The following is a 20618-nucleotide window of genomic DNA, read 5'->3' as shown; positions in this document are numbered from 1 at the left end:
CCGCACCATGCACCACGACATCATCCTGCTGCTCGACACGCACCTCGCCGAGATGCACACCCTCCGGATGCGGCTCGCCGCGCCCCGGCCGGTCCGGCCCGGAGAGCGCTGGGCGGCCGCGGTCGAGACCGCCCGCTCCGCCGAGCGGTACGCGGCGGCCGTCGACGACCTGCTGGGCCTCGCGGCCGCCGTGCTGCCCCCGCCCGCGGAGCCCGCCGCCGCCCTGGACGCCGAGCTCAGCGCCGTCTGATCACCCCGTTCGTGCGACCCGGGTCACCCTCGCCGGTTATCAGGTGATCCGGCCCGATGGACGTAATGTTGGGCGGTGAGCCCCACGGTGAGCCCCAAGCTGCTGCGCGCCCTGGCGGCCACCGTCGTGGTGCGGCGCATCCGCTTCGGGGTGCGCCTGCTGCGTGACTGGCGGCTCACCGTCGCCTGGGGGAAGTCCCTCCTGCGCAGCGGCGTCACCAGCTTCGCCGTCCTCGCCGTCACCTTCTGGCTGCTGCCCGGCGTCCGGGCCAGCGGCGGCCCCGCGGCGCTCCTCGAGCTCACCGTCCTGCTCGCCGTCATCGGCACGCTCATGCGGCTGGTGCTGCTCGGGGTGGCGGTGGTCGTCGGGGGGCTGGGGGTGCTGCTGCTCGGCGTGGTCATCCAGGCCGTCGTGATGTTCACCGCCCTGCAGATCACCGAGGGGGTGAGCGTCGGCAGCTTCGTCGACGCCTGGGTCGCCAGCTGGCTCGCCGCCGTCCTCACCGCGCTCGTCAACTGGCTCGCCGACGCGGGGAGCGAGGACGTCTTCCTCGGCCAGGCGCTGCGCCAGATGGCCCGCCGCCACGACGGGCGCCCGCCGACCGCGCCGGGCGTGCTGTTCGTGCAGGTCGACGGGTTGTCGGCGCCGCTGCTGAGCTGGGCGGTCAAGGCCGGCAACCTGCCCAACCTCGGCAAGTGGCTGCGCACCGGCACGCACTCGCTCGTGCCCTGGCACACCGGGATGCCGGCGACCACGCCCGCCAGCCAGGCCGGGATCCTCCATGGGTCGGAGGGGCAGATCCCGGCCTTCCGGTGGTACGAGAAGGACCAGGCACGGCTGGTCGTCACCAACCGCCCCCGGGACGCCGCCGACGTGGAGGCCCGCATCTCGACCGGCCGGGGCCTGCTCGCCGACGGCGGGGCCAGCATCAGCAACGTGTTCAGCGGCGATGCGCCCACCAGCCTCCTCACGTTCAGCAACGCCGCGCTGCCCGGCCGGTCGGCGCGCGGCTACCTGGCCTTCGTCGCCAGCCCGTACGGCTTCGCCCGCGCGCTCGTGCTGTCCGTCGGCGAGATGCTCAAGGAGATCCAGCAGGCGCGCCGGCAGCGGTTCCGCAACGTGTACCCCAGGGTGCCGCGCACGGCGGCCTACGTCGCCCTGCGCGCGGTCACCAACGTGCTGCTCCGCGACCTCAACGTGTCGCTGATCGCGGAGCAGATGAGCAAGGGCACGCCGGTGATCTTCTGCGACTTCGTCGACTACGACGAGGTCGCGCACCACGCCGGGCCGCTGCGCCCGGAGGCGATGCAGACGCTCGAAGGGCTCGACCGGGTGCTCGGGACGCTGCACCGGCTGGCGGAGGTGGCCGGGCGGCGGTACGAGATCGTCGTGCTCTCCGACCACGGGCAGAGCCAGGGGGCGACCTTCTCCCAGCGGTACGGCGTGACCCTCGAACGCCTCGTCGACGACCTCGCCGGCGGGGTCACCGCCACGGTCGAGGGCGGCACCAACGACGAGAACTGGGGGCGGGCCAACGCGCTGCTCGCCGGCGTGTCCAACCAGACCCGCTCGTGCGGCCCGGTGACCGCCGGCCCGCGCGGCGAGGTGGTGACCGTGGTGTCGGGGAACCTCGCGATGCTGTACCTCACCGGCGTCCCCGGCCGCGCCGACCTCGACCAGATCGAGGAGCGGCGGCCCGGGCTGGTCGACGGCCTGGCCAAGCACCCCGGCATCGGGCTGGTCGTCGCCCACTGCGCCACCGACGGGCCGGTCGCGATCGGCGCCGGCGGCCGGCACCGGCTGCGCGACGGCACGGTGGAGGGGATCGACCCGCTGCTGCCGTTCGGGCCGCACGCCGCCGCCGACCTGCTCGCCCACCAGCGCACCGCCCACGTCGGCGACCTGGTGCTGGTCAGCCGGGTCGACGGCGGCACCGAGGAGGTCGCCGCGTTCGAGGAGCTCGTCGGCTCGCACGGCGGGATCGGCGGCTGGCAGACCGAGGCCGTGCTCGTCCACCCGGCCGACTGGCCGGTCGACGACCGCGCGCCGGTCGGCCCGGCCGCGGTCCACCGGCAACTCGTGCGGTGGCTCGACGATCTCGGTCTGCGCGGCCCCGCCGAGCCGAGCCAACCGTCCCTTGTGGATCAACATTCGACGTGGTTGGATGCTTTCTCCACGTCGCGAAGGGATGGGCCGTCATGATCGCCGATCGCCCCTGGAACTGGGAGGATCCGCAGGAGCTTGCGGCCACCGTCGACCTCTTCACCGAGGACCTCGCGAAGGTGGAGAAGATCTCCGCGGTACTGTCGGAGCCCCGGCTCACCCGGGACCACCTGGCCGGCCTCGGGGTCACCGGCATCGAGTTCGCCGCCTTCAAGACCGCCCACCCGCAGGCCCTCGGCACCGACCTCGTGTCGCTCACCGACGCGAGCGGCAACCGCACCGAGCCCGGCCACGTGTACCGGGTCGACGACGCCGCGTACTTCGCCGAGATGGACATCGCCGGGCCGCTGCCGGTCGACGACGGCGCCGTCGACTGGGTGTTCGCCGAGCACCTGGTGGAGCACGTGTCGCTCGCGGTCGGCATCGCCTGGCTGACCGAGGTGCGGCGGATCCTCCGCCCGGGCGGCCTGCTGCGCCTCACCACGCCGGATCTCAAGGTGTACTGCGAGAGCTACGTGAACGGCGACGGCTTCTTCGGCAAGCACCGCCGCCGGATGAACCGCGCGCTCACCGGTGTCGCCCCCGCCATGCCGGCGCGCGGCGCGTTCATGTTCAACCAGCTGTTCTACGTCTACGGGCACCGCTGGCTCTACGACGAGGCGGAGCTGCGTCACGCCCTGACGGCGGCGGGCTTCGCCGACGAGTCGATCACCGTGCGCGCCTACCGCGAGGGCGCCCGCCAGGACGTCGCCGACCTCGACCAGGTGCTCCGCAACGACGAGTCGATCTACGTCGAGGCCCTCGCTTAGCCGGGTGGCGTCGCGGCGAGCCGGGCCTCGCGGCGGCTGCGGATCCAGCCCGCCACCTGCGTGACGACCAGCACGATCACGATCGCCGCCACCACGCCCTGCCACGGCTGCGGGAACACGCTGCGGCCGAGCAGCCCGATCGCCGCGTACGTCGCCGACCACAGGGCGCACGCGGCGACGTTGGAGACGACGAAGGTACGCCAGGACAGCCCGACGATCGCCGCCGTCAGCAGCACCGGGATCCGCCCGCCGGGGACGAGCCGCGACACGAGCAGCGCCGTCACCGGCCGGCGGTGCAGCCGCTCGCGGATCGACTCGGTGAGCCGCACCGGATGGCGCAGCATCCGCAGCCGGCGGGTCAGCGCCTCGCCGCCGGCCCGGCAGATGGCGAACGTGACGGCGTCGCCGCAGTACGCCCCGATCCCGCCGACCGCGACCACGGCGAGCAGCGCCAGCGGGCTACGGTGCGCGGCCACGACGGCGGTGGCGCTCACCGCCGCCCCGGTCGGCAGCACCGGCACGGTCGACCCGGCGGCTACGATCCCGAACAGCACGGCGAGCCCCGCGACCAGCCCCTCGAACGTGGTCACGCCAGGCTCATGCTTCCGCCGGGGGCGAGCACGTCGACGGCGGTCCGCGGCGCCGCGGTCGCGGTGAACGCGGCGAACTCGTCGCCGGGCCGCACGAACCGGTCCGGCCGCACCCGCCCGCACCCGACCGGCCAGAGCGTGCCCCAGTGGATCGGCACCGCCCGCGCCGGCCCGACGAGCCGCATCGCCTCGGCCGCCCCGGCGGGGTCGAGGTGCCCGGGCCCGAGCGTCCAGCCCCACCCCCACACCGGCACGAGCGCCAGGTCGACCGGCCCGATGTCCTTCATCTCGTCGAACAGTCCGGTGTCCCCGCCGAACCAGGCCGACCGGCTGCCGCTGATCACGTACCCGACCGCGATCGCCCGCACGCGCGACTTCGGCGTCCGCCCGCCGTCGTGGCTGGCCGGGACGGCCCGGACGGTGAGTTCCCCGACGCTGGTCTCGTCCCCGGGCGCGAGCTCGACGACCCGCCGGCCGCCACCGGTCCGCGCTCCGACGAACCCGCCGGCCCCCTTGGGCACGATCAGCGTGGTGGTCACGGGGAGCATGCGCAGCGAGGGAAGATCACAGTGGTCGCCGTGCAGGTGCGAGATGACCACGGCGTCCGGCGCCTCGGCGAGGACGGGCCGCGGCCCGCGCCGCCGATGCAGATGCGCGAGCCGGTTGCGCAGCACGGGATCGGTGAGAATGGTGGTCCCCCGGTCCCGGACGGCGCAGGTAGCGTGCCCCCACCACGTGACGTCCATGCAGCCATCTTGCCCGCTCCCGATCACCTGCTCCACGTGACTTGGTATTAGGGCCACATGGCCTCTAGTTTAGCGCCATGACATTGCTACCGGCTTGCATCCCATCTCGGTACCATGCAGGTATGACGACGCAGATCGCCGTTCGCCTTCCCGACGAGATCGTCGAGTATGTCGACGCCCTGGTTGCCGCGGGTGCGGCCCGGAGCCGGGCGGCCGTCGTTCTCCGTGCGTTGGAACGTGACCGCCAGGAGCACATGGCCGAGCGGGACGCACGCATCTACGCCGCGCTCCAGGGTGACGATCGGGACGACTTCGACGGCATGGCGTCTTGGTCCGTGCGGCAATCCATGGATATTGACTGATGCGGCCAATCCATCTCGTGCACATGGACAAGCTCAGGCCGGCGCTCGTGCTGACCCGACCGCAGATCCTGCCGCATCTGCGCCGGGTCACGGTAGCGCCGATCACGACGAGCATCCGGGGATTGTCGACCGAGGTCGTCCTCGGCGCTCGCAATGGCGTCGATCGCCCTTCCGTCGTGTCTTGCGACAACGTGGCGACCGTGCCGCAGGCGGATGTGGGGCGCCTGATCGGGTATCTCCATGCGGACCAGGAGCCCGACCTGGCCCGCGCGATCGTTGCCGCATACGGGCTGCGGCGCTGATTCAGGAGACCGGCTGGCTGGCCGCCTCCACGGTGAAGGTCTCCATCTCCTTCAGCAGGGCGTGCAGGCCCTCGATCGGGAGCGACCACGTGTCGATCTCCGTGGTGATCTGGACGGTGTCCGGGACGTCGTCGACGTTCAGCATCAGCTCCTCGTTGAAGAACGGGAGCGCCTGCTCGTCGATCACCCGGGACTCCTCCGGGTGCTCGTCGGAGGCGGCCGACCGCGGTACGTTGCCGCGGCGGTCGTTCCAGAGCACGCCCAGCGCGACCGGTTCGCCGCGCTCGCGGGACACCCGTTCGATGAGCTCCGCGCGCGGGCCGGGGGCGTAGTACGCGTACTTCGAGGCGCTCATCGACGCCTGCCGGGCCCGCTCGACCGCCTCGGCGGGGGTGGCGCCCGCGACGTCGATCACCACCAGGCCGTTCTGGGCCAGCGGGCTCACCAGGTCGGCCAGGCCCGAGCGGAAGCGGTTGCCGACGATCACCTGGGTGACGAACGGGTGCGAGCCCGTCACCCGGCCGAACGCCACCGCGTACGCCGCCAGCAGGACCGCGCCCGGGTCGGTGCCGAGCGCGGCGGCCAAGCGGTCGGCGGCCAGGTGCAGCGCGCGCGACTGCCACACCACCCGCCGGAAGCGCGGGCCCGGGCGCTCGCCGTGGGAGGTGAAGCGGCGGGTGGGGACGGTGCGCAGGTGGCCCTCCCAGTACCGCAGCGCGTTGTCCGACTGCCGCTGCGCGGCCCGCGACGCCTGCGTGGCGACCAGGTCGAGCGGCTGCATCGCGCTGTACGGGCGGGCGGGCTGCCCGGTCGCCGGGTCGCGCTCGCCCAGTTCGCGGATCATCGTCGCCAGGCCGGCGCCGTCGGTCGCCAGGTGGCACACGAGCACCACCACGTGCGTCACGGCGCCCGCGGCGCGGACGACGGCCATCCGGATCGGCCACTCGTTCGCGTAGTCGAAGAGGCGGGCCCGCCACTCGGCCAGCAGCGCGGCGGCGACCGCGGCCGGGTCCTCGGCGGGCGCGGCGTCGTGGACCTCCAGGGTCGCCTCGCCGGTGCCGAAGACCTCAAGGGTGACGTCCGCCGGACCGCCCGGGCCGAAGCGCAACAGCGAGCGCATCGCCCCGTACCGGCTCATGAAGAACCGCAGCTCCTCGGCGAAGTCGCCGGCCGTGCGCCCGTCCTGCACCGGCACCACGCCGCCCATGGCCATCGACGAGCCGAGCTCGATCATCGCCTGCCAGACCTGCTGCTGCCCCCACGCGAGGCCGCCGGTGCCGGCGCCGTCACCCTCGAACCGGACGCGTATCCGCTCCACCAACGCCGGCCTCCCGACCCTCGCGGCGTGCCCCGCGCACGCTCATCGACGTGGATCGTATCGATGATCACGCCACGCGCGCGGTGGCCGGGCGGACGAGGGCGGCTAGGTCGTCCGGCGGCGGCGGGCGCGAGTTGAGGTACCCCCGACCGAACACGTAGCCGAGGTGCCGCAGCATGTGGGCCCGGCTTGCGTCCGATAGCGTGGCCGCGTGGTGCACGTTCTGGTCGTCGACGACGACGAGCCGATCGCCGCGTCCGTCGGCCGGGCGCTGCGGTACGAGGGGTACCGCGTGACGCTCGCCCACGACGGCCCGGCCGCCCTCGACGCCGCGGCCGCCGGCGGCGTCGACCTGGTCGTCCTCGACCGCATGCTGCCCGGCCTCGACGGCCTGGCCGTCTGCCGCCGCCTCCGCGCGTCGGGCGGCGGCCCGCTGGTGCTCATGCTCACCGCGCGCGACGCCCCGGCCGACCGGGTGGCCGGCCTGGACACCGGCGCCGACGACTACCTCGTCAAGCCGTTCGACTACGACGAGCTGCTGGCCCGGGTGCGGGCCCTGCTGCGCCGCGCGCCCGCGTCCGACGTGCTCTCCTTCGCCGACCTGGTCCTCGACCGGGCCGCGCACGAGTGCCGCCGGGGCACCCGCCCGGTCGAGCTGACCGCCCAGGAGTTCGCGCTGCTGGAGCACTTCCTGTGCCACCCGCGCCGGGTCCTCGGCCGGTCCGTCCTGCTGGCCGCGGTGTGGGGCCTGCCGGCCCGCACGGCGAGCAACGTGGTCGACGTCTACGTCGGCTACCTGCGCGCGAAGCTGGAGTCGGGCGGCGAGCCGCGCCTGCTGCACACGGTCCGCGGCGTCGGATACGTCCTGCGGTGACCATCCGGCTGCGCGTCACGCTGTTCGGCCTGGCGATCGTGGGCCTGGTCCTGGGCGCGTTCTGCACGGCGGTGTTCCTGCTGCTGGCGGCGGGCACGACCGCGACGCAGGACAAGGCGCTGGCCGCGCGGGCCGAGTCCGCCGCGGCCACCTTCGCGCACGATACGCCCGCTCCGCTGCCGGCGCCGCCCGCTGCCGGCGCGCCCGGCCCGGCGGCGCTCGACCTGCGCACGGCGACCGACGTCGTCATCGCGGTCTACGACGCCGGCGGGCGCCCGCTGTACAGCACGGGCCACATCGACGGCAGCATCCCCCGGATCGCCCGGTCCGCCGACCGCACCACCGTCGCCGTCGCGTCCGGGGTGCCGGTGCGGGTGGCGGTGCGGCCCGTGGACGGCGGGTACGTCGCGGCCATGCAGACCACCCAGCGCGTCCGCGACGACCGCCGGGGGCTGTTCGTGCTCGTGTGCGTGGTCGCCGTGCTCGCCTTCCTCGCCGCCGCGGGCGCGACCTGGCTGGTCACCGGCCGCGCGCTGCGCCCGCTGGGGCAGCTCACGACCCTCGTCGCCGAGGTCGGCGCCGACCCGTCCCGGCGGCTGCCCCCGGCGCCGGCCCACGACGAGGTCGGCCGCCTGACGGGCGCCTTCAACGCGATGATGGACCGGCTGCAGGGGAGCCTGGCCGCGCAGCGCCGGTTCGTCGCGGACGCGTCGCACGAGCTGCGCACCCCGCTCACCACGGTCCGCAACAACGCCGGCTTCCTGCTGCGGCACCCGGACGCGGCCCCGGCCGACCGGGACGCGGCGCTGCGCGACATCGAGGGCGAGAGCGCCCGGATGAGCCGGCTGGTCGAGCAGCTGCTCACCCTGGCCCGCGCCGATGCCGGCCAGCAACCCGCGATGGCCGCCGTCGATCTCGGCGAGATCGTCGACGACGTGTGCCGGCAGGCGCGCACGCTCCACCCGGCGCGGCAGGTCCACTGCGCGCTCACCCCGGCCCCGCCGGTGCGCGGCGCCGCCGACGCCCTCGCGCAGCTGGTCTGGATTCTCGTCGACAACGCCGTGAAGTACTCCCCGGACGGCGGCAACGTCTGGGTCACCGTGACCCAGCGCGGCCCGTCGACCCAGCTCAACGTGGCCGACGACGGCCCCGGCATCCCGCCGGGCGCCGAGCGGCACATCTTCGAGCGCTTCCACCGCGCCGACGAGTCGCGCAGCGGCGCGGGCGCCGGCCTGGGGCTGGCCATCGCCCTGTCGATCGTGCGGGCCCACGGCGGCACCATCCTGGCGGCGAACAACGCCCGCGGCGGCGCGTCGTTCGTCGTCGACCTCCCCGCGGCCCCGCTCTCATCGTCCTCTTAACCCGGCCTCACGCTGGCCTCATCGGCGCCGTCCAGGCTGGTCCGCATGGCAGCCGTCCTGCGCGCCCTCCTGGTCCTGCAAGCGGCGTTCGCCCTCACCGCGACGCTCGGCATGGTCGCCCTGATGGCGTTCGACCCGGCGTACGCCGTGGTGCCGGCCCTGGCCGCCACGGCCCTGTTCGCCCTGGCCGCGCTCCTGCCCCGCCGCTGGGCCCTGTGGACCGTGCTCGGCCTGGAGGGGGTCGCCCTCTGCGGCGTCTGGCTCCAGCAGGTCGCGGCCCTGCTGCCCCAGCTCGGCTCGACGGTCAACCTGACCGCGCTGCTGACCACGATCGCCCTCCCGGCGGTGGTCCTGGCCCTGACGCTCCGCCTGCTGGCGGCCCGATGAGCGACTTCTGGCTCGGCATCGCCCCCGGGCACCGCGTGGCCCTGGCCGCGCTGCTGGTGGCGCCCGTGCTCACCGGCCAGGCCGCGCGCATCGTCGCCGGCCACGCGGGCCTGGGCCAGGCGTGGGCGCTGCGCCTGCGGGACGGCTGGCGATCGGCCGACCCCCTGACCCGCACGGCGGCGGCCCTGCTGGGCGCGGTCGCGACGCTCCACCTCTCGATGTCCCCGTGGTTCGCGGTCGCGGGGCTGGCGGAGGCGTGGCTGGCGCTGCGGGCCGTCCGCGGGCGCGCCTGGCGTCGGTGGCTGTGGAGCTCGACGCCGATCCTGCTCATCGTGTACCTCTGGTGGTCCGCTCGCGGACCCGTGGGCCCCGACCAGGTCGGCATGCTCGCCGCGATCCTGCAGCTGACCCTCCTCTCGCTGGCGGCCCGCCGGTTCGCCGCCCGGGCCGCGACCGTGCTCGTCGTCGTGCTCTTCGGCACGGCGATGTGGCTCGTCGGCTTCGCCCGGCACGACCACGACGGCGTCGACCGGCTCCAGGCCGGCGTCGTCCAGCGCGGCGCGGGCCCGCCGCCGACCGCCGCCCAGCTGGCCGCCGCCCGCGACCTGGCCGACCGGACCCGTGCGGCGACCGTGCGCTACCGCGAACCGGCCGCGGCGGTCGCCGCCGGGTACCGCCCGGCCGGCCCCGCCGAGGGCCTGCAGGTCCACTTCGACCACAAGGCGAACCAGGCCGACGGCCGCACGCTCGACCCCGAGGCGCCGGAGCAGCTTGTCTACGCCGTGCGCGGCGGCCGCACCCTGCTGCTGGGCGTGGTCTACCAGGTGCCGGTCGCGGGGGCGCGCGGCCCGGCGATCGGCGGCGCGACCACCCGCTGGCACGCGCACGACGTCTGCGTCGGCCTGCTGCCCCCGGGTTTCGGGGTGGTCTCGCCGTACGGCGGGTGCCCGCCCCTCACCATCTCCGTCACCGCCGCCGAGATGATGCACGTCTGGGTCGTCGACCCACCCGGCGGCCCGTACGCCGAGCACCTCGACGACGCCTGGGTCGAGGCGAAACTCGCCGGCGGCCGATAGCACGCCCCGGTCGGCCGGGCGCGGGTGGCGCTCACCGGGCCGCGGCCGGCTCCTGCGCGGGCTCGTCCGCCCGCACCGCGTGCGGGGCCGGTGCTGGGCGGCGGAGGAACAGCAGGACCAGCGCCGCCGCCGCGAGGGCGGTCAGGCCGGCCACCGTGACGGTCGTGTTCACCGCGTCCGCGGCCGCCGCCCTCGGGTCGGCCGCGCCCGTCAGGCGGTCGCTGAAGACGGCGCCGAAGACCGCCACGCCGAGGGCGAACCCGAGCTGGCGGAAGGTGTTCACCGCGCCGCCAGCCATGCCGCTACGCTCGTGCGGGACCGTGGACAGGGTCGCCGAGGCGAGCGTCGGCAGTACCCCCGCGACCCCCAGGCCCACGAGGACCAGGCCGGGGATGAGGGCCGTGCCGCCGCTCGCCGCGTCGAGGCGGGACTGCAGCAGGTCGCCGGCCGCGATGAGGAGCAGGCCGGCGCCGATGGTCCAGCGAGGGGCGACGCGCTGGAGGAAGCGGCCCGCGAACGCGCCCGCGACGAAGGACGCGGCGCTCATCGGCAGGGCGCCCAGCAGGCCGGCGTCGACCGGGCCGTTGCCGAGGAACTGCTGCAGCCACACCGTCGTGAAGGGCAGGTACGCGAAGGCGGCGGCCTGTGCCAGTACCGCTGCCACCATCAGGATCGCGAACGAGCGCTGCGTGAAGAGGCGCAGGTCCAGCATCGGGTGGTCGCTCGCGCGCTCGACGGCGACGAAGACCGCGAGGGCCACGGCGCTCACGGCGAACGCGGTCAGGGTCAGCGGCGCGGTCCAGCCGGCCTCGCCGCCGCGGATCAGGCCGAACGTCACCGCGCCCGCGGCCAGCGTGAACGCCAGCGTGCCCGGCAGGTCGAAGCGGGCGCCGGCGCGGCCGCGCGACTCGGTGACGCCGCGGACCGTGAACCAGACCGCGAGCAGGCTCACGGGAAGGTTGACGAGGAAGATCCAGTGCCAGCTCAGGTGCTCGGTGAGGAGGCCGCCGGCGATCGGCCCGGCCGCCGCGGCGGCGCCGTTGACCGCGCCCCACACGCCGAACGCGACGCCGCGGTCACGGCCGTGGTACGCGACGCTGAGGATCGCGACGGTCGTCGCGAACATGGCCGCACCGCCGACGCCCTGCACGAACCGCGCCGCGACCAGCAGCCCGGCGTTCGGGGCGAGCGCGCACAGCAGCGACGCGACGGCGAAGAGGCCGGTGCCGGCGAGGTACAACCGCCGGCGCCCGTGCCGGTCGGCGAGCGCCCCGGCCCCGAGCACGAGCGCGGCCAGCGCGAGGGCGTAGCCGTCGAGCACCCACTGCAGCCCCTGCGGGGTGGCCTTGAGGTCGGCGGCGAGCGCCGGCAGCGCGACCGTCACGATCGTGACGTCGACGAGCAGCATGAACGTTCCGATCGACACGGCGATCAGGGGAAACCATTTCCGCATGCCGTCGAAGCTGCCTGCTCCGGTGCTCTGGCCCTAGTCTTTTGGCTCCGCGCGGCGGATTCCGACATTGGCTAACGTGACCTGGTGGAACTCGACACGCTCGACCACCGCATCGCCGACGCCCTGCGCATCGACGGCCGCGTCCCGTTCAGCACGCTCGCCACCGTGCTCGGGGTCTCCGACCAGACGGTGGCGCGCCGGTATCGCCGCCTGCGCGCCGACGCCGGCCTGCGCGTGGCCGGCCTGCCGGACGGGGTGCGCCTCGGCTACGACATGTGGATGATCCGCCTGCAGGCGACGCCCGACAGCGCCGCCGCCATCGCGGACGCGCTGGCCCGCCGCCCGGACACGTCGTGGGTCACGCTCGCATCGGGCGGCACCGAGGTGACGTGCCACATCCAGAACCCCGACCCGGCCGACCGCGAGCAGCTCCTGCTCCAGAAGCTCCCCCGCACCCCACGCGTGGTCGCGGTGCGCGCCCACTGCCTGATCCACCACTTCGCCGGCGGCCCGGTGGGCGGCGAGGCCCGCGACTCGTCCCTGACACCGGAAGAGGCCGCCGCGCTGCGCACGGGCGGCACACCGGAGGGCCGCCCCGAACTCCTCCCGGCCGACCGCCCCCTGCTGGCGGCGCTGAACCGCGACGGCCGCCTGGGCTACCCGGAACTGGCAAGGGCAACGGGCTGGTCCGAGTCCACGGTCCGCCGCCGCCTGGACCAGCTGCGCCGGACGGGCGCCCTGTTCTTCGACGTGGAGCTGGAGCCGTCGCTGTTCGGCTACCCGGTCCGGGTGATGCTGTGGCTCACGGTGGCCCCGGCCCACCTGGCGACGGTGGGCCAGGCGCTGGCCGGCCACCCGGAGGTAGTGTTCGTGGTGGCCACGACGGGCGAGACGAACCTGTTCGCAACGGTGATCTGCCCCGACATGCAGGCGCTCTACGAATACCTGACGAGGCGAGTGGGCCCACTGCGGGGCGTGGAGCGCGTGGAGACCGCCCCAACCCTCCGCCACGTGAAGCAGGTAGGCGCCCTACAGCTACCGACTCCCCGCCCTTCATGATCACGGCACTCCGTGCGTCGGCACAGCGCCGAACCCAATCATGCCCACGCCGTCGTGCCGCGCGCGGACCGGGCGCTCTCATGATCGTGGGAACGATCTGGCTGCCATGGCAACCAAAACTCGCCATCGATCATGGCCCGGCGACCGCACCGCCCCACGCCGGCCAATCCCAGCGCCAACCTGGGCTAGGCCGGGCGATACCAAACCGGGCTAAACCGGAATAAATCTGGCAGGATCAAACCGAGCCGAGCCGGGCCGAGCCGGGTGGCGCCGAGCCGAGCCGGGCGGGCCGAGCCGGGCGGGGCCGGGCCGGGCCAGGCCGGGTGGGGACGGTGGCCGAGCCGGGCCGGGTTGGCGCGGCTGAGCGGAGCGTGTGCCGGCGCCCCCGGACAGCCTCGGCCGATCGCGTCAGCCTGTTCAGGCGCAGCGCCCGGGTGGAGGCAGGCCGGGCGCCGTTCGGAGCCGTGCTACCTGTTCGGGCGGAAGACCTCCACCGTGCTGGTGCCGTGGAGGTTTTGGGGGGTGTTGTAGCCGCCGATGGCGTACACCGCGCCGCCCGAGGTGGCCAGTGCGATGCCCGAGCGGGGCATCGCCAGCTTCGGTAGGAGCGGGGTCTTCGAGGGGTCCTGGCACCACCAGTCGAAGAACTCGGTGTTGCCGTTGTTGCCGCCCAGGACGCACAGGCCGATGCCCTGGATGTTCACGCCCGCCGGGCCCTCGCGGGGGTGGTCGAGCTTGAGGTCGGTGCCCTTGGGCTTGCGGTTGGAGAGCACCTCGACGTCGTTGTAGACGAGTTCCTGCTTCTTGTAGATGCCGCCGATGAACAGGACGTTGCCGGCGCCGTCGCTCACCGCGGCCAGCTTCTCCCGCGGATGCTGGAGGCTGCCGATGGAGTCCCAGCCGTCGCCGGTCTTGTTCAGGGCGAAGATCGTGTCGGTGGCGTTGCCGTCCTTCGAGGTGCCGCCGGCGTAGATGATGCCCGAGCCGTCGAACACGGCGGCGCCCGTCTGGCGCGGCTCCGGCAGCGGCGCCTTCTGGTCCCAGGAGAGGCCGTCGGAACTGAGCTGCATCACCTGGTTGGTGGCGCCGTCGTTGGCCCAGCCGCCGAGCACCCACAGCGTGTCGTTGCGGTCGACCACGACCCCCATGTGGCTGAGCGGCTTCGGCAGGTCCGGGCCCTGCTTCCACTCGCCCGCGTCGCCCTGACCCAGGTCGTAGACCCAGACCGAGTCGATCTGCTTGCGCGGGTCCTGCGCGGTGAAGCCGCCGATCACATACAGCTTGTTCTTCACGACCGCCGCGCCGGCGCCCTCGACGCCGGTCTTGTTGCCGTTGAGCGCGGTCGGCACGTCGGGGAGCTTCGACCAGGCGCCGATCGGGTCCGGGGTCTGCTCGCCGCCGCTGTCGCCGCCGTCGTCGCGCAGCGCCGTCCAGGCCCAGGCGCCGCCGCCGATGAGCACCACCAGGGCCACGAGGGCGGCGATGAGCGCGCCGCGGCGCTTGCCGCCGCCGGGGTCGACCACGGGCGGCTTCGGCGGGGCGACGACCGGGTCGTCGGGGGAGGTCGGGGGCTTCGGCGAGGCGATGGGCGAGGCCGAGTAACCGGCGGCCGGGGCGATCCCCGGCGACACCGGGGCCGCGGCCGGCGAGACGGGGGACACCGGGGCGCCGGTCACCGGATAGGTGGGCGCCGCCGGGCCGCTGACGGGCACGCCCGACACGGGCGTGTTGATGGACGGCATCGACGACACCGGCGCGGTGCCCGACCCGTAGACGACGCCGGAACGCCCGGAGGACGGCACGCCGGACACGGGCGGGGCGGAGAACGGCACGCCCGAGACCGGCGGGGCCGAGGTGGGCGCGGCCGAGGCCGCCGGGCCGTAGCCGGTCTGGACCGGAATGCCGCCCGACGGCGTCGGCTGGGGCGGCACGTGGAACTGCTGGACCGACTCGGCGCCCGGGGGCGGCGACGGCACGTAGCCGGACGGGGCGCCGCCGCCGGTGGGGTCGGTGAACGGCTGCTCGACGGGGGCGGGCCGGTATTCCTGCTCGCCCCAGAGCGGCTGACCGGTGGCCAGCTCGGCGTCGGCCGGCGCCGACTGCGCAGGCACGCTGTAGGCGGTCTGCCCGGCCGGCGACGCCTGCCCGCCCGGCCCTCCGTAACCAGGTCCGGCCGGCGATGCCGGCCCGGCGGGCCCTCCATAAGCGTGCCCGGGCGGCGGTCCGTAGCCCTGCCCGGTCTGCCCGGCCGGCGCGCCGTAAGCCGGCGCGTTCTGCCCGTAGCCCCCGGTGGTCTGCCCCGGCGGCGGCCCGTAGGCGGCCGGCGACGCCTGACCCGCCGGCAGGCCGTAGCCGGTGCCGGGCGGCGGCGCCCCGAACCCGGCGGCCGCGGGCCCGCCGACCGAGGCGGACCCGGTCGCCACCCCGAAGCGGCCGTCCGTGGTCAGCTCGGCCGGGTGGACCACGGCGCCCTCGGCGACCGGGAGCTCCGGCTGCTCGAGCACCGTCGGGGCGACCTGCAGCTCGCGGTGCAGCATGCGGGCCACGAGCGGCACGCGGGAGGAGCCGCCGACGAGCATGATGCCGGCGAGCTGCTCGGGCTTGAGCTGGCACTGCTGGACGACCCGGGCGGTCTCGGCGACCGTGCGCCGGATCATCGGGCCGATCTTGCGCTCCAGCTCCTCGCGGGTCAGGTGGAGCGCGGCCTCGACGCCGGGGACGGAGACCGGGGCGACCGTGGTGCGCGACAGCATCTCCTTGGCGCCGCGGATGTCCTCCCAGAAGAGCCGCCGGTCGCGGCGGTCCTGCGAGGTCAGCGGCTGCTCCAGCCGGCGCCACACGTCGGGCTGGGAGGTGCGCAGCACCTCGCCGAGCAGCTCCACGAGGGCCGCGTCGATGTCGAGGCCGCCGACGTCCTCCAGGCCGCCGGAGCCGATCACGACGAAGCCCTGCTCGTCGTTGCGGACCACGGCGATGTCGATCGTGCCGCCGCCGAAGTCGTAGACGACCATGGCCGAGCCGCGGGGGAGCGGATGGTTGAGCGCACTGATGAAATACCGCGCGGCGGCCACCGGCTCGGGCACCAGCGTGACCTGCGGGAAGCCGGCCGCCACGGCCGCGTCGTGCAGCAGCGAGCGGCGCATCTGGCCCCACGACGCCGGGTAGGTCAGCACGGCGGGCGGGGGGAACCGGGTGATCTCGCTGATGCCGTTGCCGACCGCGCGCAGGACGGCGGCGAGCACCTGCACGGTCGGGATCTCCACCGAGCCGAGCAGCACCGACGCCTCGTCGATGCGCCGCTTCGGGTTGGGCTCATAGCGGCCCGGGTCGAGCTGGGCCAGCCGCTGCGCGTCGCGGCCCACCGCGAGCTGCCCGTTGTCCTGCAGGAACACGGCCGACGGCATGAGCGGGGCACCGTCGAAGAGCACGGGACGGCGGCGCCCGTCGGGGGACCGGATGACGGCCACGGTGTTGGACGTGCCCAGGTCGATGCCGACGACGAACCCGCCGGGCGCCATGTTCACCACGACGGCCTACCCAACATCGAGATCTCCTAGGACGATTGACCGGTGCGCGCCATGCTAGCGGCGAGGTACGACAACAAGCACTATCTCGATCGGGAGGCCGACGGTGTCGGCGAGGCCGAGGTCCGCGAGGCGGACGGCGCCGGCGACGCCGCCACCGCGGGCAGCGTCCGGCGGGGCACCGTGTCGGGCGCCCAGGTCGCCGAGAAGTACGGCGTGGCGACCCCGGCGGCGAACGCGGCCGAAGCCGCCGGAGAGGCCGCGATCCGCCAGTCGGTCTCCTTGACCGACTCGTACCACATGAAGCCGATGATCTCCGGATGCTTCGGCAGCGTCTTGAGCAGGTCGGTGATCCACTCCGCCTTGCGCCCCGCGGCGTCGGTGGCCGCGACCTCGGTGACGACGATCGGCCGCTTCGACACCGACTTCAGCTCGCTGAGCGTGTTCCGGTAGATCTGCTCGAAGGTCTGGTAGGTCTCCATGCCGGCCGTGCCGTAGTAGCCCGACAGGCCGACCCAGTCGACGTAGTCGTCCCCGGGGTACAGCTGGGAAAGCGGCGTCGAGTTCTCGTAGACGACGTTGGGGCTCCACACCCAGATGACGTTGCGCACCCCGGCGTCGTCGAACAGGTCGTGGACGTGCCGCCACGCCGCCACGTAGTCGCCGCGCTTGTTGCCGTTGGCGGACTCGCACCAGGGGTACCAGTAACCGTTCATCTCGTGCGCGAACCGGAGCGCCACCGGGTAGCCGAGCGCCTTGATCCCCTCCGCGTACGAGCGGATGTAGGCGTCGTAGGAGCCGTCGGTGATCTTCGATAGGCGGTACGCGGGCTGGGTGCCGCGCTCGGTGTCCACCTTGGACTCCACGCGGTAGTCCCACGGCTCCCAGCCCAGCATCGGCAGCATGCCGCGGTTGACGATCCGGTCGAACGGCTGCCGGTCGAACTTCTTGTGCGTGGCCCAGCCCTGGGCGAACATCATGACCTGCGGCGCCTTGCCGGCGGCCCGCACGAACCCGTTGTAGTCGGTCAGGTCGCCCGGCCCGCGCTCGGTGAAGATGCCGAAGAACGCCTTGCCCGCCGGCGGGAACTGGGACGGGTCCTTCGCCGCCGGCGAGGGGGTGAAGGTCGGCGTCGGCTCGGCCACCTTCGTCTCCCACCGCGCCACGGGCGAGGTCTCGACGCGCGGCGCGACGACGAAGACGTAGCCGCCGACGAGCAGCAGGGTGAGGAACATGATCCGGGGAAGCGTGATCATGCGCTGTCCCCCAGGGGCACCCGGGGCGCCGGCACGCCGGCGTGCGGTACCGCCGGAATCCCAGCGACGGTGGGCAGGTCGGACACGTCGAGGGACGCGTGCGCCGACGCCGTCGCCTTGATCGTCATGATGAGCGTCGGGGGCAGCTCCTCCTCCTCGGGCTCCTCGAGCCGCCGGTCGCGCAGCCACGTGCAGAACGCGATGAGCGGCGGGAACAGCCCGACGCCGACCGACAGCCCGGCCCAGAAGCGCAGGGCGATCGAGTCGTACCCGAAGTAGAAGCTCGATCCGATCAGCGCGGCACCGACGAACGCCCACACGAAGTGGGTCCGGAAGGTCCGCGGCCCGTCGACGCTGCGCAGCCGCCCCTTGGCGGTCACCGCGTACGCGAGCGGGCGGCGCAGCAGCGCGGCCGTGCCCGCGGCGACGTAGACCGGCACCGCGAACAGCGCCAGGAACATGCCGTGGACGCCGATCTCCTTGCGCTCGTGACGGGCCAGGTTGAACCGGCGCAGCCAGAGCCACAGCACCGCCCAGGTGCCCATGCTGGCGCCCCACAGGCCGAGCCAGAGCTTCCATTCGATCTGTGCCGCGTTGACGCCCAGGCCCAGGTAGGCGGCGGTGGCGGCGACGCCGGAGACCGCCGACAGGGCGACGCTGGGGTAGTAGGACTGCACGAGGCCGTAGCAGATCCGCTGGGCGGCGGACAGGCGCCGCAGGTGCGGGCGGCTGCGCCGGAGCAGGATCTCCCAGACGCCGTAGGCCCAGCGCTTCTGCTGGTTGAAGTAGTCGGTCCAGCTGGTCGGGCCCTCGCCGATCGCGAGCACGTCGGGCGTGTAGACGCCCTTCCACCGGCGGTCGGTGAGCGGGTTCTTCGCGCCCATCACGACCATGCTGGTGAGATGGTCCTCGATGATCGAGTCCTGGTAGCCGTCGATGAGGGCCCAGGCGAGCGGCCGGTAGAGGTGGTTGGTGCCGATGAGCAGGGGCGCGTCGAGGCCGTTGCCGCCGCGCTCGATGAGGCCGCTGAAGAGGTACTGCTGGACCGAGGCCCCGTGCACGACCCACCCGTTGTACATGTTGCCGTACACCTGCGGCGCCACGACGAAGGCCACGTCGGGGTCGCGGAAGTAGCCGACGGTCCGCTCCAGGAAGCTCGGCAGCGGCACATGGTCCGGGTCCATCTGCGCCACGACGTCGTAGACGTGCTCGTGGGTGGCCCGCCAGGCGTTGTGGTTGCCCGACTTGGTCTTCGCGCGGAACGCCCCGTGCTCCTGGTTGAACTCCGGCCGGCCCTTGCGGCTGAAGTGGTGCACGCCCAGCCGCTTCGCCATCGCCTTCACCCGCGGGTCGTCGCCCTCGTCCAGGATCCAGATGTCGACCTGTCCCGGGTACCGCACCTTCTGCATCGCCATGAGCGAGCGCTCGACGACGTCGATCGGCTCCTTCGACGGCACGATCGTGGTGAGCATCGCGATCCGCAGGCCGCGCTCCGGCACCATCGGCACCGGGTCGCGGGCCTTCCACGCGAACACCCACACCGCGATGTTCTGCAGCAGCCGCACGGCCTCGACGAGCACGACGAAGCAGAACGCCACCCGCGCGACGATCACGTGCCAGTCGCCCGCCCCGACGTGCAGCAGGCGCGGGCCGGGGATGTGCTGCGGCAGCACCAGCCAGCCGAGGAAGACCAGGCCGGTGAGCAAGTTGGCGGCGATGAGCAGGGTGAGCATGACCCGCTGCCACGGGCGCGCCGTGTGCCGGAAGACGACCGGCTGGTGCGGCGCGCCGGGCGTGGTCAGCGGACCGGCGAGCTCGTTGCAGGCCTCGTAGGACCGGTGCGTCTCGGCGAGCTTGCGCTGCCGCCGCGCGGCCCTTCGCTCGGCGCGCGTCAGTCGCTTCCGAGGTGGTTTCGGCCGCTTTGCGGGGACCGTTTCCGGTGTCGCCGATCGAGGCGCGGCAGTGTCCAGCAACGACCCGGCCTCCGATCCTTTTCCCGGCAACCATTCACCCCCTCGGGCAAGGCTGATCGTAGGCGCAACGGGCCATCGCGCAGAGTCGGTTAAACGGTCGGTGGGGGGTGCCGGCGACAATTCTTGATCACGGCTCTGAGCTGGGGTTACGCTCGATGGGAGCGGTTCCACAAAGATCGCGTCAGGCCCGTTTCCGGCGGAATGTAGGAGATCCGACAGGACATATCCGTGCATCTTGTTGGAACCGTTCCAAGAAACCTGGCTCACGTTGGTAGGAGCGCGCAACCGTTGACCGTGATCCTGTCAATTTCCCGACTGTTTCTAGAGTGAAAGGATGGCCCTGCTGCGCTGCGACTTCTTTTCCGACGTCCTCTGCTTCGGCACCTCGATGACGGTGCTGCTGCCCGAGACGGGCACCGACTTCCCGACCCTCTACCTCCTGCACGGACTCACCGACGACGACACGGCCTGGACCCGCTACACGTCCGTCGAGCGCTATGCCGCCGACCGCGGCGTCGCGGTGGTCATGCCCCAGGTGCACCGCAGCTTCTACACCGACGAGGTGTGGGGCCGGCCGTACTGGACGTTCGTCGCCGAGGAGCTGCCGCACACGGCCCGCCGCCTCTTCCGGCTGTCCGGGCGCCGCGAGGACACCTTCGTCGCCGGCCTGTCCATGGGCGGCTACGGCGCGCTGAAGCTCGCCCTGCGCCACCCCGAGCGGTTCGCCGCCGCAGCGGCCCTGTCCGGCGTGCTCGACCTCGCCACCCGCATCCCCACCCTGGACCGCCCGGTCGACCCGCGCATGTGGCAGCGGATCTTCGGCGACCCGGCGGCCGTGCCCGGCAGCGACGACGACCTCTTCCACCTGCTCGGATCGGTCGCCGAGCCCCCGGCCCTCTACGTCGCCTGCGGGACGGAGGATCCGCTGTACCCCGGGAACGTCGCCTTCCGCGACGCGTGCGCGGCGCGCGGGGTACCGCTGACGGACGACTTCGGCCCCGGCGCGCACGACTGGGCCTACTGGGACGCGCGAATCCGGGATGTCCTGGCTTGGCTGCCATTGCCGGGCCGCTGAGCGGACATCTGTCCGCCAGGCGTTGACACTGTTGGTTAGC

General features: G+C 73.6%; 18 protein-coding genes. 11 read left to right on the top strand and 7 right to left on the bottom strand.

Annotated features, from left to right (window positions below; all coding sequences use genetic code 11):
- Positions 1-7 precede the first annotated feature (7 nt).
- From IEZ31_RS11895 to IEZ31_RS11885, 3 genes are all read left to right on the top strand, one after another.
- Positions 8-250 (top strand): hypothetical protein, encoded by a 243-nt coding sequence (locus IEZ31_RS11895; RefSeq protein WP_190249848.1) that lies wholly within the window; start codon positions 8-10, stop codon positions 248-250.
- Between the two features lie 75 nt (positions 251-325).
- Complete coding sequence (locus tag IEZ31_RS11890; RefSeq protein ID WP_229834744.1) at positions 326-2452, top strand: alkaline phosphatase family protein; 2127 nt, start codon at positions 326-328, stop codon at positions 2450-2452.
- Positions 2449-3222, top strand: a complete 774-nt coding sequence (locus tag IEZ31_RS11885; protein WP_190249847.1) for a class I SAM-dependent methyltransferase — start codon at positions 2449-2451, stop codon at positions 3220-3222. Before IEZ31_RS11890 ends, IEZ31_RS11885 begins: the two co-directional genes overlap by 4 nt.
- Here IEZ31_RS11885 and IEZ31_RS11880 read toward each other — a convergent pair.
- A complete protein-coding gene (locus tag IEZ31_RS11880) occupies positions 3219-3812 on the bottom strand; it encodes a DedA family protein (protein ID WP_229834740.1) in 594 nt (197 codons plus the stop codon). The genes IEZ31_RS11885 and IEZ31_RS11880 overlap by 4 nt on opposite strands.
- Positions 3809-4558 carry an MBL fold metallo-hydrolase gene (locus tag IEZ31_RS11875; protein ID WP_190249846.1) on the bottom strand — a complete coding sequence of 250 codons (750 nt, stop codon included), beginning with the start codon at positions 4556-4558 and terminating at the stop codon, positions 3809-3811. The genes IEZ31_RS11880 and IEZ31_RS11875 overlap by 4 nt, the downstream gene beginning before the upstream one ends.
- 122 nt (positions 4559-4680) lie before the next feature.
- Here IEZ31_RS11875 and IEZ31_RS11870 point away from each other — a divergent pair, with 122 nt between their 5' ends.
- Positions 4681-4920 carry an antitoxin gene (locus tag IEZ31_RS11870; RefSeq protein ID WP_190249845.1) on the top strand — a complete coding sequence of 80 codons (240 nt, stop codon included), beginning with the start codon at positions 4681-4683 and terminating at the stop codon, positions 4918-4920.
- 23 nt (positions 4921-4943) lie between these two features.
- Positions 4944-5222 (top strand): type II toxin-antitoxin system PemK/MazF family toxin, encoded by a 279-nt coding sequence (locus IEZ31_RS11865; RefSeq protein ID WP_308429377.1) that lies wholly within the window; start codon positions 4944-4946, stop codon positions 5220-5222.
- A gap of 1 nt (position 5223) precedes the next feature.
- Here IEZ31_RS11865 and IEZ31_RS11860 read toward each other — a convergent pair whose 3' ends face one another.
- Positions 5224-6540, bottom strand: coding sequence for a condensation domain-containing protein (locus IEZ31_RS11860; RefSeq protein WP_190249843.1), 1317 nt, complete (start codon positions 6538-6540; stop codon positions 5224-5226).
- 211 nt (positions 6541-6751) lie between these two features.
- Between IEZ31_RS11860 and IEZ31_RS11855 the strand changes: the two genes are divergently transcribed.
- The 4 genes from IEZ31_RS11855 to IEZ31_RS11840 are packed head-to-tail and all read left to right on the top strand — an operon-like array spanning position 6752 to position 10238.
- Complete coding sequence (locus IEZ31_RS11855; protein WP_229834737.1) at positions 6752-7414, top strand: response regulator transcription factor; 663 nt, start codon at positions 6752-6754, stop codon at positions 7412-7414.
- On the top strand, positions 7411-8775 hold the full coding sequence (locus tag IEZ31_RS11850) for a HAMP domain-containing sensor histidine kinase (protein ID WP_190249842.1): 1365 nt from the start codon (positions 7411-7413) through the stop codon (positions 8773-8775). The genes IEZ31_RS11855 and IEZ31_RS11850 overlap by 4 nt, the downstream gene beginning before the upstream one ends.
- Before the next feature lie 45 nt (positions 8776-8820).
- On the top strand, positions 8821-9162 hold the full coding sequence (locus IEZ31_RS11845; RefSeq protein ID WP_190249841.1) for a hypothetical protein: 342 nt from the start codon (positions 8821-8823) through the stop codon (positions 9160-9162).
- Positions 9159-10238, top strand: a complete 1080-nt coding sequence (locus tag IEZ31_RS11840) for a hypothetical protein (RefSeq protein WP_190249840.1) — start codon at positions 9159-9161, stop codon at positions 10236-10238. Before IEZ31_RS11845 ends, IEZ31_RS11840 begins: the two co-directional genes overlap by 4 nt.
- Before the next feature lie 31 nt (positions 10239-10269).
- Here the strand turns inward: IEZ31_RS11840 and IEZ31_RS11835 are convergent, their stop codons facing one another.
- Positions 10270-11691, bottom strand: coding sequence for an MFS transporter (locus IEZ31_RS11835; RefSeq protein ID WP_190249839.1), 1422 nt, complete (start codon positions 11689-11691; stop codon positions 10270-10272).
- A gap of 84 nt (positions 11692-11775) precedes the next feature.
- On the opposite strand from IEZ31_RS11835, the gene IEZ31_RS11830 reads away from it, so the two are divergent.
- Positions 11776-12750: an Lrp/AsnC family transcriptional regulator gene (locus IEZ31_RS11830; RefSeq protein WP_190249838.1), complete on the top strand. Its 975-nt coding sequence runs from the start codon at positions 11776-11778 to the stop codon at positions 12748-12750.
- 467 nt (positions 12751-13217) lie between these two features.
- Here IEZ31_RS11830 and IEZ31_RS11825 read toward each other — a convergent pair whose 3' ends face one another.
- From IEZ31_RS11825 to IEZ31_RS11815, 3 genes are all read right to left on the bottom strand, one after another.
- Positions 13218-16268 (bottom strand): Hsp70 family protein, encoded by a 3051-nt coding sequence (locus IEZ31_RS11825; protein WP_229834771.1) that lies wholly within the window; start codon positions 16266-16268, stop codon positions 13218-13220.
- 89 nt (positions 16269-16357) lie between these two features.
- Complete coding sequence (locus tag IEZ31_RS11820; protein WP_190249836.1) at positions 16358-17530, bottom strand: glycoside hydrolase family 26 protein; 1173 nt, start codon at positions 17528-17530, stop codon at positions 16358-16360.
- Positions 17527-19263: a glycosyltransferase family 2 protein gene (locus IEZ31_RS11815; protein ID WP_190249835.1), complete on the bottom strand. Its 1737-nt coding sequence runs from the start codon at positions 19261-19263 to the stop codon at positions 17527-17529. Before IEZ31_RS11815 ends, IEZ31_RS11820 begins: the two co-directional genes overlap by 4 nt.
- Positions 19264-19837: 574 nt before the next feature.
- Here IEZ31_RS11815 and IEZ31_RS11810 point away from each other — a divergent pair.
- Positions 19838-20578, top strand: a complete 741-nt coding sequence (locus IEZ31_RS11810) for an alpha/beta hydrolase (RefSeq protein WP_190249834.1) — start codon at positions 19838-19840, stop codon at positions 20576-20578.
- The last annotated feature ends 40 nt before the right edge of the window (positions 20579-20618 follow it).

It is taken from the genome of Dactylosporangium sucinum, from assembly GCF_014647515.1.
Taxonomy (GTDB): Bacteria; Actinomycetota; Actinomycetes; order Mycobacteriales; family Micromonosporaceae; genus Dactylosporangium; species Dactylosporangium sucinum.
The sequence above is the reverse complement of the archived record's forward strand: the minus strand, read 5'-3'. Positions and strand labels throughout refer to the sequence as shown.